The organism is Pseudomonas sp. 1121_17, from assembly GCF_052850745.1.
In genome coordinates, this window is sequence record NZ_VXCX01000008.1 from 16,039 (window position 1) to 30,770 (window position 14,732).

11 protein-coding genes are annotated in these 14,732 nt (G+C 64.0%); 4 read left to right on the forward strand and 7 right to left on the reverse strand.

Annotation, left to right across the window (positions count from 1 at the left end; all coding sequences use genetic code 11):
- Positions 1–26: 26 nt before the first annotated feature.
- From FW789_RS15545 to FW789_RS15560, 4 genes are all read left to right on the forward strand, one after another.
- On the forward strand, positions 27–662 hold the full coding sequence (locus FW789_RS15545; protein WP_103435802.1) for a helix-turn-helix transcriptional regulator: 636 nt from the start codon (positions 27–29) through the stop codon (positions 660–662).
- Between the two features lie 116 nt (positions 663–778).
- Complete coding sequence (locus FW789_RS15550) at positions 779–1,753, forward strand: threonine/serine dehydratase (RefSeq protein ID WP_446431716.1); 975 nt, start codon at positions 779–781, stop codon at positions 1,751–1,753.
- Complete coding sequence (locus FW789_RS15555; protein ID WP_340612616.1) at positions 1,750–2,697, forward strand: ornithine cyclodeaminase family protein; 948 nt, start codon at positions 1,750–1,752, stop codon at positions 2,695–2,697. Before FW789_RS15550 ends, FW789_RS15555 begins: the two co-directional genes overlap by 4 nt.
- A 187-nt stretch (positions 2,698–2,884) precedes the next feature.
- Complete coding sequence (locus FW789_RS15560; RefSeq protein ID WP_186700700.1) at positions 2,885–3,622, forward strand: substrate-binding periplasmic protein; 738 nt, start codon at positions 2,885–2,887, stop codon at positions 3,620–3,622.
- Positions 3,623–3,631: 9 nt separating this feature from the next.
- Here the strand turns inward: FW789_RS15560 and yccS are convergent, their stop codons facing one another.
- The 7 genes from yccS to FW789_RS15595 form a co-directional block, all read right to left on the reverse strand.
- The gene (gene yccS / locus FW789_RS15565; protein WP_340612615.1) at positions 3,632–5,815 is read right to left on the reverse strand and encodes a YccS family putative transporter; all 2,184 of its coding nucleotides are present in this window, start codon (positions 5,813–5,815) and stop codon (positions 3,632–3,634) included.
- Between the two features lie 60 nt (positions 5,816–5,875).
- The gene (locus tag FW789_RS15570) at positions 5,876–7,057 is read right to left on the reverse strand and encodes an NAD(P)/FAD-dependent oxidoreductase (RefSeq protein WP_103435807.1); all 1,182 of its coding nucleotides are present in this window, start codon (positions 7,055–7,057) and stop codon (positions 5,876–5,878) included.
- A gap of 72 nt (positions 7,058–7,129) precedes the next feature.
- On the reverse strand, positions 7,130–8,515 hold the full coding sequence (gene dbpA / locus FW789_RS15575; RefSeq protein WP_103435808.1) for an ATP-dependent RNA helicase DbpA: 1,386 nt from the start codon (positions 8,513–8,515) through the stop codon (positions 7,130–7,132).
- Between the two features lie 64 nt (positions 8,516–8,579).
- Positions 8,580–10,007, reverse strand: coding sequence for a multidrug transporter subunit MdtD (mdtD, locus tag FW789_RS15580; RefSeq protein ID WP_103435809.1), 1,428 nt, complete (start codon positions 10,005–10,007; stop codon positions 8,580–8,582).
- Between the two features lie 30 nt (positions 10,008–10,037).
- Positions 10,038–11,369 carry a TldD/PmbA family protein gene (locus FW789_RS15585; RefSeq protein ID WP_446431717.1) on the reverse strand — a complete coding sequence of 444 codons (1,332 nt, stop codon included), beginning with the start codon at positions 11,367–11,369 and terminating at the stop codon, positions 10,038–10,040.
- The gene (locus tag FW789_RS15590; RefSeq protein ID WP_446431718.1) at positions 11,369–12,811 is read right to left on the reverse strand and encodes a TldD/PmbA family protein; all 1,443 of its coding nucleotides are present in this window, start codon (positions 12,809–12,811) and stop codon (positions 11,369–11,371) included. The genes FW789_RS15585 and FW789_RS15590 overlap by 1 nt, the downstream gene beginning before the upstream one ends.
- A 31-nt stretch (positions 12,812–12,842) precedes the next feature.
- Entirely contained in the window at positions 12,843–14,645 is a 1,803-nt protein-coding gene (locus tag FW789_RS15595; protein ID WP_446431719.1) for an acyl-CoA dehydrogenase, read from the reverse strand.
- Positions 14,646–14,732 lie beyond the last annotated feature (87 nt).

The window sequence follows — 14,732 nt, forward strand, 5'->3', positions numbered from 1 at the left end:
GCGCTTTACCCTCAGGAATGCTTGCGATGTCTGCACCCCGGCCGGCGCTCAGCCCCCGCTTCAGCAACTACGCCGCCATGGCCGACGGCGTCGCCACGCTGCTGTTTCCGCATGCTGAAGTGGTGGTGCATGACCTGCGCAGCCAGACCATCGTGCACATCGCCAACAATATCTCCAAGCGCCAGTTGGGCGACGACTCGGCGCTGCACGACTTGCCTGCCGACCTCAATGGCGCCACCCGGCTCGGTCCGTACGAAAAGCTCAATTGGGACGGCCAGAAAATTCGCTCGATCAGCAGTGTGATGCTCGATGACAACGGTCAGCCCGAAGCGCTGCTGTGCATCAACTTCAACGTATCGCTGCTGGAGCAGGCCAGGCAGGCGCTGGATGTGTTCTTCCAGGCCAGCCGCCTGCTGCCGCAGCCTGAAGTGCTGTTTCGTGATGACTGGCAGGAGCGCATCAACACCTTCATGCACAGCTGGCTGGCCGAACGTAGCCAGAGCCTCAATACGCTGGAGCGCGAGCACAAGCGCGAGCTGATCGAGGCTCTGCATGGCGAAGGGGCGTTCCGCGGCAAGAGCGCTTATGACTATGTGGCCAACGTGCTGAACATGGGCCGGGCGACCGTCTACAAGTACGTGAAGCTCGCTCGCGAAAGCTGATCACCTGTCGGCCTGCTCGCTGGTGCTTGCGTGACGTGGAAATAAAATCTATCGTAGATTTAATTTCCATATTAGTGCGCTGCCTGGGTGGCGCTCTGCCACCGAGAGCATTACTGATGATCGACGACCAAGCACTGCGCTCCCTGCAGCAGGCCATCACTGAAGCCCACACCGCGCTGCGCCCGCAGGTCGCGGTCACGCCGTTGACCTTGAGCAGCCGCCTGAGTGCTCTGAGCGGCTGTGAGGTTTACCTCAAGTGCGAGCACCTGCAGCACACCGGCTCGTTCAAATACCGCGGTGCCAGCAACAAGCTGCGCCTGCTTAACCCGGCCCAGCGCCAGCGTGGCGTCATCACCGCGTCCTCCGGCAACCACGGCCAGGGCCTTGCCTTGGCCGGCCAGGCACTGGGCGTGCCGGTCAGCGTCTACACCACCACGCAGGCCTCCAGCTACAAGCTGGAAGCAATGCGCGCACTGGGCGCCGAGGTCATCAGCCTTGATCTCGATCCGCTCGGCGCCGAACTGGAAGCCGGGCGCCAGGCGCAGGTGCAAGGCAAACCGTACGTGTCGCCGTACAACGACTACCAGATCATCGCCGGTCAGGGAACGGTCGGAATGGAACTGTTTGAGCAGCAGCCGGAGCTGGATGCGGTGTTCGTGGCTGTGGGCGGTGGTGGTCTGATTAGCGGTATTGCAACGGCCCTGCATGGCCTGTCGGCGAAAACCCGCATCGTTGGTTGCTGGCCAGCCAACTCACCAGCCCTGCATGCCTCACTCGCAGCAGGGCGGATCATCGAGGTCGACGAGGAGGAGACTATCTCCGATGGCACCGCCGGCGGCGTCGAACCCGACAGCGTTACCCTCGGCCTGTGCCAACGGCTGTTGAGTCAGAGTGTGTTGGTCAGTGAGGCGCAGATCAAGACTGCCATGCGTGAGGTCGCCGCCAGCGAGCGCTGGATCATCGAGGGCGCCGCAGGCGTGGCGATGGCCGGCATGCTGGCGCTGGCCGAGGAGTATCGCGGCAAGAAAGTCGCAGTCGTGCTGTGCGGCCGCAATATCGTGCTGGAGAAATACCTCGAGGCTATCGCATGAAGGTCTACGAGCTGCCGGCGATCATGGCCGCGCTGGATGTCCATCAGGCCATGTGCGCCATCGAACTGGGCTTTGTCGCTTATTCCGCAGGCCGGGTGCAGGTGCCACCGGTGCAGGCATTCGGCTTCCCTCAGGCAAATGGCGACTGCTGTATCAAATCGGCCTATGTCGAGGGCAGTGAGACCTTCACGGTCAAGGTTTCCACTGGTTTCTACAGCAACCCGCAGCAGGGCTTGCCGAGCAACGACGGGCTGATGCTGGTGCTCAGTGCCAGCACCGGCCAGCCGTTGGCGCTGCTGGCTGATCAGGGTTGGTTGACCTGCATGCGCACCGCCTTGGCTGGGCGCATCGCGGCACGGTTGCTGGCGCCGAACCGGGTCGAAGCGATCGGCATCCTTGGCACCGGCATGCAGGCGCGCTTGCAGCTGGAGCAGTTGCTGGCAGTCACCGCCTGCCGCGAGGTGCTGGTGTGGGGTCGTAGTGACGCCGCGCGGCGCGATTACAGGGCGTTTGCCGAGGCGCTGGGCTGCACTGTGCGCTGTGTCGAGCAACCGCGGCTAGTGGCCGAGGCGGCCAACCTGCTGGTCTGCGCCACGCCTTCCCGCGAGCCGCTGCTGCAACGTGAATGGCTGCTGCCCGGCAGCCATATCACCGCGGTCGGTGCCGATGCATCAGGCAAGCAGGAACTGGCGGTGGAGCTGGTCGCCAGTGCTCAGCGGATCATTGTCGATTCGCGCCGCCAATGTAGCCAGTACGGCGAGGTGTCTCATGCGCTCAAGGCCGGTTTGATAGCCCCAAGCCAGCTGAGCGAACTCGGCGAGGTGCTGGCAGGGCACACGACCGGGCGCGAACACGACGGGCAACTGACCCTCGCCGATCTGACCGGCGTTGCGGTGCAGGATGCGCAGATTGCCCGCTGCGTGCTGGAGGTGCTGCAACGCTGACCAATTGGGCCTCGCAACGAGGCCTGATTATTGCTTTGGCAAGTAATCTGCCGCCTTGGCCAAAATAGAGGCCATTTGACATCATTGCCCGCTGTCGGCAGCACCGCGGATCTGTATTCTGCTCAGTATGACGGAGCACATGTTGCCGTCATCCGCGGGAGCCCCCCATTGCCAAAAGGATTCGTGCATGCGGCCACTGCTGTGCCTTGCCGGGCTGTTGCTGGCGTTGCTGGCCTCGCCTGCAGCTGCAGAGCAAAAACTGCGTCTGGTTGCCGACAGCTGGCCGCCGTTCACCGACGCCAGCATGCCCGGCGGTGGCCTAGCGACCAGCCTGGTGACCACGGCGCTGATGCGCGCAGGCTTTACCAGTGAATACGAAGAAGTGCCTTGGGCGCGGGCGTTGAAAGGGTTGGGCGAAGGACGTTACGACGTGCTGGTCAACGCCTGGTACAACGAATCGCGCACCCAGATCGGGCAGTTTTCAAGTGCCTACCTGGGTAACCGTATCCGCTTGCTCAAGCGTCAGGGTGAGGCCTTCACTTATCAGCGCCAGGCTGACCTGTACCCCTACAGCATCGCCGTGGTGCGCGGCTATGCCTATTCGCCGAGCTTCGACGATGACAGCCGCCTGAGCAAGGTACAGGTGCGCAATTTCTCCTCAGCTGTGCGCATGCTGGCGGCCGGGCGGGTCAAGCTGGCAGTGGAAGACGAGTATGTTGCACGTTACAACCTGCAGCGCGAGCCGCAGCAAGTACGTGACTCGGTCAGTTTTGTCGATCCGCCGCTGGCTGAGAACAGCCTGCACATTCTGGTCAGCCTGCAGCACCCGCAACATCGGCAGATCGTGCAGCGCTTCGAGCGCGCGATTGCGGCCATGAAGGCCGATGGCAGCTATCAGCGCCTGCTGCGCCAGCATGGCTTCTAGAACCTTGGCTCAGCTCGGCGCACTTTCCTTGATCAAGTGCGCGGCCATGGTCCGCAGCGGGCCGAGCTGGCGGCAGATCAAGGCCAGCTGCGTCTGCACCAGGCGCTGATGCTCATCCAGCTCTTCCGGCATCTGCTCGAGGGCATTGGCCAAGGCTTCTTCTTGATCACTGTGAATCGCCACCGGCAGGCGCGCGGCCAGGCCGTTGGCGATCTGGTCGAGGCTGTTGGCCAGGCTGACCCCGGCACCGTCGATCAGTTGCTCGTGGACCTCTGGCGGCAGCGCCGTATCGCGGTGCGCACCTAGTCCTGACAGGTAGCTGAGCAAGGTGTGCGAGAGCACCAGGAAGCGGAAACCGACATCGGCTTCCTTACGGAAGTGGCCAGGCTCCATCAGCATGTTGGCCAGAGTAGTCGACAGCGCTGCGTCAGCGTTGTGCGCATTGCGCCGGGCCAGGCGATAGGCGAGGTCGTCGCGCTTGCCGTACGCATACTGCTGCATGATCTGGCGCAGGTACTCGCTGGCGCAGGTCAGGGTATTGGCCAGCACCTTGTTCAGCCGCCGCCCCTGCCAGTCGGGCAGGAACAGGAACACCGCCAGAATGGCGATCAGGCTGCCGACCAGGGTATCGAACAGGCGCGGCAGGAACAGGCCGTAACCGTCGCCGATCTGGTTGAAGCAGAACAGCACCATCAGCGTGATTGCCGCCGTGGCCAGGGTGTAGCGGGTGGTGCGGTTGACGAAGAACACCACCCCGGCAACCACCGCGAACAACGACTGCACCACCGGGTTGGGGAACAGGTCGAACAACGCCCAGCCGACCGTCAGGCCGATCGCCGTGCCGAAAATCCGCTGCACCAGCTTGCGCCGCGTCGCGCCATAATTGGGCTGGCAGACGAACAGCGTGGTGAGGATGATCCAGTAACCCTGGGTCGGGTGAATCAGATGCACCATGCCATAGCCGATCGACAGCGCCAGCGGCAGGCGCAGAGCATGGCGGAACAGCAGCGAAGTCGGCGTCAGCTGCGTGCGCAGGCGGCTCCAGACGTCCTTGAAGTTGCGCGGCGAGCGGTCCAGCAGGCTGCTGTCACTGGCATCGGCAAGGCCATCCGGGTTGCTGGCGTCGGCGAGCAGGCGGTCCAGCGTGGCGAGGTTGCCAGCCAGCGCCCGCAGCGAGCGCAGCAGGCCGCGCCAGGCTGGGTTGCTCTGGATGCGCAGGTGTTCCAGGGAGGCGTGCAGGTCTTCCAGCGCCTCGGCAAAACCGCTGCCGTAGACGAACGGCTGGCGCATGCGGATCGATTCCGACAGCTGCTGGCAGGCCGAGCCTTGCTGGCGCAGCAGGCGCTGGCAGCGGAACATCACGTCGCTGTGGAAAAACGCCTCGGCCAGAGCGTTGTACGGATAGTGCGAGGCACTCACGCGCTCGTGAATGTCCTGGGCCAGGAAATACAGCTTGAGGTAGCGGCTGACCTTCGAGTTGGGTTGGCTGTTGCCGACCCGGTGCAGGATGATCTCTTTGGCGGCGTTGAGGGCTGCGACCACCTTGCCGTTCTGCTGGGCCAGCTCCAGCCGTCGCGATTCCACTTCAAGGTTGCGAATTGGCTCGAACAGGTTGGCCTTGAGCTTGAGGTAGCGGCCCAGCTCGTAGAACAGCTTGGCCAGGCTCTGCTGCACCGGCTGATTGGAGAACAGCGCCTGCCACAGCACCGACAGCAGCCCATACCAGGCAGCGCCTGCCACCAGCAGCAAGGGCTCGTGCCAGAAGTCGGTGACCTCGCCGCCGCGCTGGTCGACGCCGATCATGGTGTACACCGAGAGGATCAAGGTCGCCGAGGCAATCGCGCCATAGCGCTCGCCTAAGGCGCCGAGCATGGTCAGGCAGAACGCCGCTAGGGCCAGGGCGAAGGCAAAAATCCAGGGGTAGGGGAACAGCAGCTCGACCGACAGCGCGGCGATGGCAAAACAGGCCAGGGTCACCAGCAGGGCGCTGAGGCGGCCCTGCCAGCCGTCGTCGGTCTCGGCCAGGGCGCTGGCTATGATCCCCAGAAACAGCGGGATCAACAGCTTCATTTCATCTTGATACCAACACAAGGCCATGCTGCCGGTGAGGGCGATGGTCACCCGGATGGCATAACTGAACTTGTCCTGGCCCCACAAACGACGCAGAGAATGACGAAACGAGCTCGATGACATAGTGGCCTGCTGGCAGTGATCGATGAGAACCTTTCAGGGCATTGCTGAAAGGATTCTACATTACACGAACTGCGCCGCGGCGTTGGCAGAAGCCCAGGCCCACTGGAAATTAAATCCGCCGAGATGGCCACTGACATCGAGCACTTCACCGATGAAATACAGCCCAGGGCTTTTCAGCGACTCCATGGTCTTGGACGACACTTCGCGCGTGTCGACGCCGCCCAGGGTGACCTCGGCCGTGCGATAACCTTCGGTGCCGGCCGGCACTACCTGCCAGCAGGCCAGCTTGTCAGCGATCTGTGCCAGCTCGGCCGGGGTGTACTGCTTCATCGGCTTTGATTCGAACCACTGCTCGGCCAGCAGGTTTGCCAGCTTGCGCGTGAACACCTCGCCGAGCACGGTCTTCAGCTCGCTGTTGGCGCGCTCGATTTGCTGGCTTTGCAGCCAGTCCAGCGCGTCACGGTCAGGCAGCAGGTTGATCTCGACGCTGTCGCCGGCCTCCCAGAACGAAGAAATCTGCAGAATCGCCGGGCCACTCAGGCCGCGGTGAGTAAACAGCAGGTTCTCGCGAAAGCTGCTGCCGTTGCAGCTGGCGGTGCAGTCCAGCGAGGTGCCCGAAAGCTCGGTGCACATGGCCTTGAGCTGCGGCTCGGTGATGGTGAACGGCACCAGCCCGGCACGGGTTGGCAGCAAGGTGTGGCCGAACTGGCGCGCTACCTGGTAGCCGAAGCCGCTGGCGCCCAACGTCGGGATCGATAACCCGCCGGTGGCGATCACCAGCGACTGGCAGGCGAACGGGCCGGCGCTGGTCTGCAGCCGATAACCCTCGGCGGTTTTCTCGATGGTCTCGATGCTGGTGTCCATGCGCAGGTCCACCCCTGCGGCGTTGCACTCGGCCAGCAGCAGGTCGAGGATGTCGCTGGATTTGTTATCGCAGAACAGCTGACCGAGTTTCTTCTCGTGATACGGCACCTGATGCTTGGCCACCAGTTCGATGAAGTCCCACTGGGTATAGCGGGCCAGCGCCGATTTGCAGAAGTGCGGGTTGTTCGAGAGGAAGTTGCTCGGCTCGGTGTACATGTTGGTGAAGTTGCAACGCCCGCCACCCGACATGAGGATCTTCTTGCCCGGTTTGTTGGCATGGTCGAGCAGCAGCACGCGGCGGCCACGATTGGCGCTGAGCTGAGCGCACATCAGGCCGGCGGCGCCAGCGCCGAGGATGATCACGTCGGTGGAGTGCACGGGGGTTACCTGGAATCAGTTGAACGAGGGTGAGGCCGACCCTGTGCCGCCGGCACAGGGTTGCTGCAGCTATCAGAGGATACGCACTCTCAGCGCGCGGCCCTTGATCTTGCCGCTGTTGAGGCGCTGCACGGCCTGCTTGGCCAATGCTCGCTCGACCGCAACGAAGGCCTGGAAGTCGAAGATGGCGATCTTGCCGACCTGCTTGCCAGGGATGCCGGCGTCGCCGGTCAGTGCACCGAGAATGTCACCCGGGCGCAGCTTGTCTTTACGCCCGGCGCCGATGCACAGAGTGACCATTACCGGCAGCAGCGGCTCGCCGCCCTGGCTCTTGAGGTTGTCCAGCTGTTCCCAGCGCAGGGGGCGCTTCTGTTGCTGCTCGATCGCCTGGGCGCGATGGCCTTCGGCGGGAGCGACCAGGCTGACGGCGACGCCCTTTTCGCCAGCACGGCCGGTACGGCCGACACGGTGTACGTGGATTTCGGCATCACGCGCCAGTTCGACGTTGATGACCATGTCCAGGCCGTCGATATCCAGGCCGCGCGCGGCAACGTCGGTGGCAACCAGCACCGAGATGCTACGGTTGGCGAACATCGCCAGCACCTGGTCGCGGTCACGCTGCTCCAGATCGCCATGCAGCGCCTGGGCAACGATGCCCTTGGCGGTCAGGTGGTTGACCACCTCGTCGCACTGCTGCTTGGTGAAGCAGAACGCCACGCACGATTCAGGGCGGTAGTGCGCGAGCACGCGGGTCAGCGCTTCAAGGCGCTGCTGCGGGTCGATCTCGATGAAGCTCTGCTCGATCTGGGTTTCGCTGTGCAGCGCGTCGACCTTGACCTGCTGCGGTTTGCGCATGAAGTCAGCGGCCAGTTGCTCGATGCCGCTCGGGTAGGTGGCCGAGAACAGCAAGGTCTGCCGGCGCGACGGCGTCTTGCCGATGATCGCGGCAATGGCGTCGAAGAAGCCCATGTCGAGCATGCGGTCGGCTTCGTCGAGCACCAGCGTGTTGAGCCCGTCGAGGACCAGCGTGCCCTTGTCCAGATGCTGCTGAACCCGGCCCGGAGTGCCAACGATGATGTGCGCGCCGTGCTCCAGCGAGGCGATCTGCGGGCCGAGCGAAACGCCACCGCAGAGGGTCAGGATCTTGATGTTGTCTTCCGCCCGGGCCAGCCGGCGCAGTTCTTTGGCCACCTGGTCAGCCAGCTCGCGGGTCGGGCACAGGACCAGTGCCTGGCAGCCGAAGTAGCGCGGGTTGAGCGGATTGAGCAGGCCGATGCCGAAGGCAGCAGTCTTGCCGCTGCCGGTCTTGGCTTGGGCGATCAGGTCCTGGCCACGCAGGATCACCGGCAGGCTCTGGGCCTGGATCGGGGTCATCGCGGCATAGCCGAGCGCCTCCAGGTTGGCCAGCATGGCGGCAGACAAGGGCAAAGAGGCAAATGCGGTGGATTCGGTGGTCACGAGGCGGGCCTGGGTAGCAAAGCGAAAAATGCCCGATAGTCTACCAGCCTCGTGGCCATTCCCCCTAAGGTTCGATCTCGGCTTCCGGACGACGGGCACGCCTGCCGTCGCTTGGCGCCAGTTGCAGGAAGATCGCCGCTGCCAGCATCGACATCAGGCCGATGGTGAAGAAGGTCAGCTGGAAGGCCCCCAGCACGCTCTCAACGCCATCGCCGTTACCAGCCGCGGTGAAGCCGCCGAGCAGGGCACCGGCACAGGCCACGCCCAGGCTCAAGGCCAGTTGCGCAACCACCGAAAGCAAGCCGTTGCCGCTGCTGGCGCTGGCATCGTCGAGATCGATCAGGGTCACCGTGTTCATCGCGGTGAACTGCAGCGAGTTGACTGCACCGAGCAACGACAGCTGCACCAGCAACAAAGCATACGGCGTCTGCTCATCGACCAGGCCCAGGCTCGCCAGGAGGATGCCCAGCAGCACGGTATTGCCGGTGAGGATGATGCGGTAGCCGAGCCGCTCGATCAGCGGCCGTGCCACCGACTTGGCAACCATCGCCGCTGCTGCCAGAGGGATCATGCTCATGCCAGCCTGGGACGGCGAATAGCCCAGGGCGATCTGCAGCAGCAGCGGCACCAGGAAGGGCAGGGCACCGCTGCCCAGACGGGCGAACAGATTGCCGAGAATACCGATGGCGAAGGTGCGCACGCGGAACAGGCTGGGCGAGAACAGCGGCTCGGGATCGCGCCCGGCACGCAGCCAGTAGGCCGCCAGGCATGCCATGCCGGCAAACAGCAGCAACATCACCCGCAGGTGCGGCATGTGCAGCTCGCCCAGGCCTTCCATGGCAATGGTGATCAGCACCATCGCTGCACCAAACAGGAGGAACCCAGGTGTATCGAAGGTCGTGCGCTCGCTGCCGCGCAGGTCGGGGATGAACTTCCACACCGCCCAACAGCCCAGCGCACCCACCGGCAGGTTGAGCAAGAAGATCCAGTGCCAGCTGAGGATTTCTACCAGCCAGCCGCCAACGGTCGGCCCCAGCAGCGGGCCGAGCAGGCCGGGGATGGTGATGAAGCTCATGATCCGCACCAGCTCTGAACGCGGGTAGGCGCGCAGCACCACCAGCCGCCCGACCGGCAGCATCAAGGCACCGCCCAGGCCCTGAACGATCCGCGCCCCAATCAGGAAACCGAGGCTGTTGGCCAGGGCGCACAGCAGTGAGCCAAAGCTGAACAAGAGGATCGCGCTGAAGAAGATCCGCTTGGTGCCAAAGCGGTCGGAGATCCAGCCCGAGGCCGGGATCAGCAAGGCCACGGTGAGCATGTAGGCAATGATCACCCCTTGCATGCGCAGCGGGTCTTCCTCGAGCGAGCGCGCCATCGCCGGCAGCGCAGTGTTGAGGATAGTGCCGTCGAGTGACTGCATGAAAAAGGCAATCGCCACCACCCACGGGATCCAGCGGGCGGTGACAGGGTCAAGCGGTGCGCGATCGGTCATGGCGGCCTCAAATCCTTCCAGGCGGCGGTGTTACAGAGTCAGGGTCATCGCTTTGACCAGCGCGCCCGGCAAATGACTCGATCCGGTTTGCCGTTGGCCGTAGGTGCTGGTCGAAAGGATCAGCTCACGCTCGGCAGTCAAGGCTTCGAGCTGCTGGCCGAGCAGGTTGTACAGGGTATCGTCGAAGCGCATGGTGCTGACCGGTCCCTGAATCTCGCCGTTCTTGACCCAGAAGGTGGCAAAGCGGGTCAGGCCGGTCATCCGTGCTGCTGGCAGGTCAGAGTAGTTCAGGTACCACAGGTTGCTGATGTACAGGCCGGTGCCCAGGCGCTGGAGGATGTCGGCGGTGGCCAACTCGCCCGGCGCCAGGCTCAGCGCGCAGGGTGACTCGTAGCTGTCGGCGCCGTTGGCGGCCAGCTTGAACTCCGCTGCGCTGCGGGCACTGACCAAGCGCTGCAGGCCGCGACCCTCGGCGATCAGTTGCAGGTCCTGGCGCTGCGAACCTTCGTCGGAAAACGCCGGGCTCAGCGAGCCACTGACCTGCTCGCTGATACTCACCAGCGGGCTCAATTGCGCATCGCCGCTGTACAGCCGCTGCAAGGCGCTGTTGCCGGTGGCCAGTGCCTGCGCGGAAAAACCGCCCCAGCAGAGCATGCCGGCGATATCATCCATGGCCGCTGGCGCCAGGTAAGCGCGATAGCTGCCGGGCTTGAGCAGCACCCCAGGCAGGCCCAGATAGGCCAGTTGCTCGCGGGCCAGGCGCAAACGCTCGACAAAGGCAGCGGCGTCCCAGCTCTGGCCGGCATAGTTGGCTTTGACTGCCTCTCCGTTGGCGTGGAACAGGCTCCAGTCGAAGTTGAAACTGACCGCTTCATGCCAGCCAAACGCCCCGAACGAACTGGCAAAGCCGCGGCAGATCGGGCCGGCGGCGTAGATGCCGACCAAATCCAGTTCGGCAGCTTCGCGTTCGACCAGCGCCAGCACCTCGGCTGGGTCCGGCAGCGCCTGTTGTTGCAGGCTGTGCGACTGCCAGGCGCTCTCGTCCAGGCTCAGGTACGGGTCGACGGCCAGCAGCGGCAAGGTCTGGCGCAATTGCTTGAGGGCATCGTGCAGGCGCTGCTGGTCAAGCTCGGCATCGCCACACAAGGTGAATTGCTGCTCGGCCTGGCGGCCATTGTCGACCAGCCGGAGCTGGGCGCTGGCCTGGCTGACCACACCGGCCTGGCGCACCTTGGCATGGTTGAAACGAATGAACTGCGACTGCTCGGCGCTGAAACCGAGGGTGAACTGCTCGCCGTCGCGCAGGGCTGCACGCAAGGTCTGCAGCAGCTGCTGGAATTGCTCCTGGGGTGTGGCGCGCATCAGGCGTCTCCTCCGAATACATCGATCTGGCTGAACACACAGGCCGGCGACGCATGGCCGACCCGCACCACCTGATTGGGCTCGCCCTTGCCGCAGTTGGGGGTGCCGAGCACCTCGAAAGTGCTACGGTCGCCGACTGCCGACAGGTCGCGCCAGAACTGCGCCGAAATACCGCGGTAGTTAGGGTTCTTGACCACGCCCTTGAGTTGGCCGTCTTCGATCAACTGGCCCCACTCGCAGCCAAACTGAAACTTGTTGCGCGCATCGTCAATCGACCACGAGCGGTTGGTGCGCATCAGGATGCCCCGCTCGATACCGCCAATCAGCTGCGCCAGCGACTGCTCACCGGGTTCGATATTGAGGTTGGCCATGCGGTCGATCGGCGCGCGGTTCCAGCTGCAGGCGCGGCTGTTGGCGACCCCATCAAGCCCGGAGCGGAACTGCGACAGCGCGCCCCCGAGCGGGCGCAACAGCTTGCCCTGACAGATCAGGAACTGCTTGCTGGCGGCCGTGCCGTCATCGTCGTGGCTGTAGCTGGCCAGCTCTTCGGCGATGGTCGGGTCGAAGGTCACGTTGAGCAGGTTCGAGCCATACTGGAGCTGGCCGAAGTCGCTGGCTTTGACGAAACTGGTACCGGCGTAGTTACGCTCGTCGCCCAGAATTCGGTCCATCTCCAGCGGGTGGCCGATCGACTCGTGGATCTGCAGCATCATCTGGTCAGGCATCAGCAACAGGTCGCGCTTGCCGCTCGGCGTGTTGGGCGCTAGCAACAGTTGCAAGGCCTGATCGGCAACCTGCGTCGCGGCACCGATCAGGCCGCAGCGCTCGATGATCTCGAAACCGCCCTGCTGGCCAAAATTGTCCCGGCCCAGGCTGCGGCTCTGGCTGTCCTGGCCGTCGCTGGCAGTGACGCCCATGCCCGGAAACAAAAAGCGCTGGGCGTGGCGCAGTTCGGCGCCGGCCGAGTTTAGGTAGGTCTGTTCGACTTCGCTGATACCCAGGCTCGCCTGCCAGTCGACCAGGCGGTTGTCCGTCGGCACGCTGGCCGATTCGGCGGCGAGCAGGCCCAGGCAATCGGCCAGGTTTGGCAGCGGCTGAATGAAGTTGGGGGAGACATGGTCATGGCGCTCGCTCGGCACCGCTTGCGTGCTCAAGTCCAGCAGGCTGTGCCGGGCGATCTGCCGGGCCAGCGCTTCGGCTTGCTCCAGCGCCCGTTGCAAGCCGCTTTGCGAAAGATCGGCGGTGGCCGCGTAGGCCTCCACACCGTTGATGCGCACGGTGAGCATGGCGCCTTCGTCCTGATTGAAGAACGGTGGCTGGGCAACATTGCGGCGCACCGCCAAGCCTTGATAGGACTGCTTGACGTGGCGCAGCGAAAACACCTCGGCCGTACTGCGCAGCGCAGCAAAGCGCTGACGCAGCAGGGCGCTGGAATCGAACATGGGCAGAACTCCGTGAACGCGGCGGCTCCCCCTAGAACCACCCTTCGTGCATGCTCAGGCAGGTGTCATCGCGGGCCTCGAGCAGTGCCAGCTCAGTATGGCAGCCCGGTACTTCCCAAGTCAGGAAATAACGCGCCGCCTGCAACTTGCCACGATAGAAGTCGTGGTCGGCCGCCGCGCCGTTGACCAGCCCGCGCTCGGCATGCAGCGCCTGCTCCAGCCAGCGCCAGCCAATCACGCAATGGCCAAATACCTTGAGGTACAGCGCCGAGTTGGCCAGCGCCAGGCTGACCTTGCCAGCGGCCATATCACCCAGCAAAGCCAGAGTGACGGCCTGCAGCCGATTGACCAACTGCTCGAGCGGCTGGCGCAGCTCATCCAGCGCCGGGTGATGGCTGGCGCGTTCGGCGGTGGCAGCCATCAGCCGAATCAGCTGCTTGAGCCCGGCGCCGCCGTTGTGCGCCAGCTTGCGCCCGAGCAGGTCGAGCGACTGAATGCCATGCGTGCCCTCATGGATCGGGTTCAGACGGTTGTCGCGGTAGTACTGTTCGACCGGGTACTCGCGGGTATAGCCGTGGCCGCCAAGAATCTGGATCGCCAGCTCATTGGCCTTCAGGCAAAACTCCGAGGGCCAGGATTTGACGATCGGCGTCAGCAGGTCGAGCAATGCCTGGGCCTGCTGGCGCTCGCTGGCGCTGGGCGCTGTGTGGGTATCGTCGAACAGACGTGCGGCATACAAGCCCAGATCGAAGGCGCCTTCGACGTAGGCCTTCTGCGTCAGCAGCATGCGCTTCACATCGCTGTGGGCAATGATCGGCACCGCCGCGCTGAGTGGGTCCTTGTTGTCCGGCAGGCGCCCTTGCGGGCGCTGGCGGGCGTAGTCTAGCGAGTACAGATAACCGGCATAGCCAAGCATCACCGCGCCCATGCCGACGCCGATCCGCGCCTCGTTCATCATCTGGAACATACAGGCCAGGCCATGATGCGGCTGGCCGAGCAGGTAGCCGACACAGTTGCCTTGATCGCCGAAATTCAGTGCCGTCGAGGTGGTGCCACGCCAGCCCATCTTGTGGAACAGCCCGGCCAGCAGCACATCGTTGCGCGGGCCCAGGCTGCCATCGGCATTGGCCAGGTACTTGGGCACGATAAACAGCGAAATGCCCTTCACCCCGGCGGGCGCATCCGGCAGCTTGGCCAGCACCAGATGGACGATGTTCTCCGACAGCTGATGGTCGCCGCCGGAGATGAAGATCTTGTTGCCCTTGATCCGGTAGCTGCCATCGCCAGCCGGTTCGGCGCGGGTGCGGATATCCGCCAGTGACGAGCCAGCATGGGGTTCGGTCAGGGCCATGGTGCCGAAGTAGCGCCCCTCGATCATCGGCTGCAGGAACAAGCGCTTCTGCTCATCGCTGCCGAAACTCTCGATCAGGTTGGCGGCGCCCATGGTCAGAAACGGGTAGGCCGTAGTGCCCGCGTTGGCGGCCTGGAAGTGCGCGAAACAGGCTTGCGAGAGCAGGCTCGGCAACTGCATGCCACCGACCTCGAAATCGCGGTTGGCATTGAGGAAACCCGCCTGCAAAAAGGCATCGACCGCAGGCTTCACCTCGGCAATCAACTCGGCCCGGCCATCCACGTAGCGCGGTTCATTTTCGTCGGCCTTGCGGTTGTGCCCGGCGAAGTACTTCTCGGCGATGGTGCGCGCAGTGGCCAACGCCGCATCGAAGGTTTCCCGGCTGTGCTCGGCGAAGCGTGGGCGCTGGGTCAGGGCCTCGGCGTCGAGAACTTCGTAGAGCTCGAAAGCCAGGTTGCGGGAGCTGAGCAGGGTTTCGGACATGCTGGCGGGTCCAGTGATGGGGTTGGTGCAAGGCTATGCGTGAATTTGCCGTGGCACTAGAACAATAGGTCCTAGTGATGGGGCATC

Coding starts and splice junctions, on each gene's coding strand:
- mdtD (WP_103435809.1), bottom strand. CDS start 10,007: ATGACCGATCGCGCACCGCTTGACCCTGTCACCGCCCGCTGGATCCCG.
- FW789_RS15590 (WP_446431718.1), bottom strand. CDS start 12,811: ATGTTCGATTCCAGCGCCCTGCTGCGTCAGCGCTTTGCTGCGCTGCGC.
- FW789_RS15585 (WP_446431717.1), bottom strand. CDS start 11,369: ATGCGCGCCACACCCCAGGAGCAATTCCAGCAGCTGCTGCAGACCTTG.
- FW789_RS15560 (WP_186700700.1), top strand. CDS start 2,885: ATGCGGCCACTGCTGTGCCTTGCCGGGCTGTTGCTGGCGTTGCTGGCC.
- FW789_RS15545 (WP_103435802.1), top strand. CDS start 27: ATGTCTGCACCCCGGCCGGCGCTCAGCCCCCGCTTCAGCAACTACGCC.
- FW789_RS15595 (WP_446431719.1), bottom strand. CDS start 14,645: ATGTCCGAAACCCTGCTCAGCTCCCGCAACCTGGCTTTCGAGCTCTAC.
- yccS (WP_340612615.1), bottom strand. CDS start 5,815: ATGTCATCGAGCTCGTTTCGTCATTCTCTGCGTCGTTTGTGGGGCCAG.
- FW789_RS15550 (WP_446431716.1), top strand. CDS start 779: ATGATCGACGACCAAGCACTGCGCTCCCTGCAGCAGGCCATCACTGAA.
- FW789_RS15555 (WP_340612616.1), top strand. CDS start 1,750: ATGAAGGTCTACGAGCTGCCGGCGATCATGGCCGCGCTGGATGTCCAT.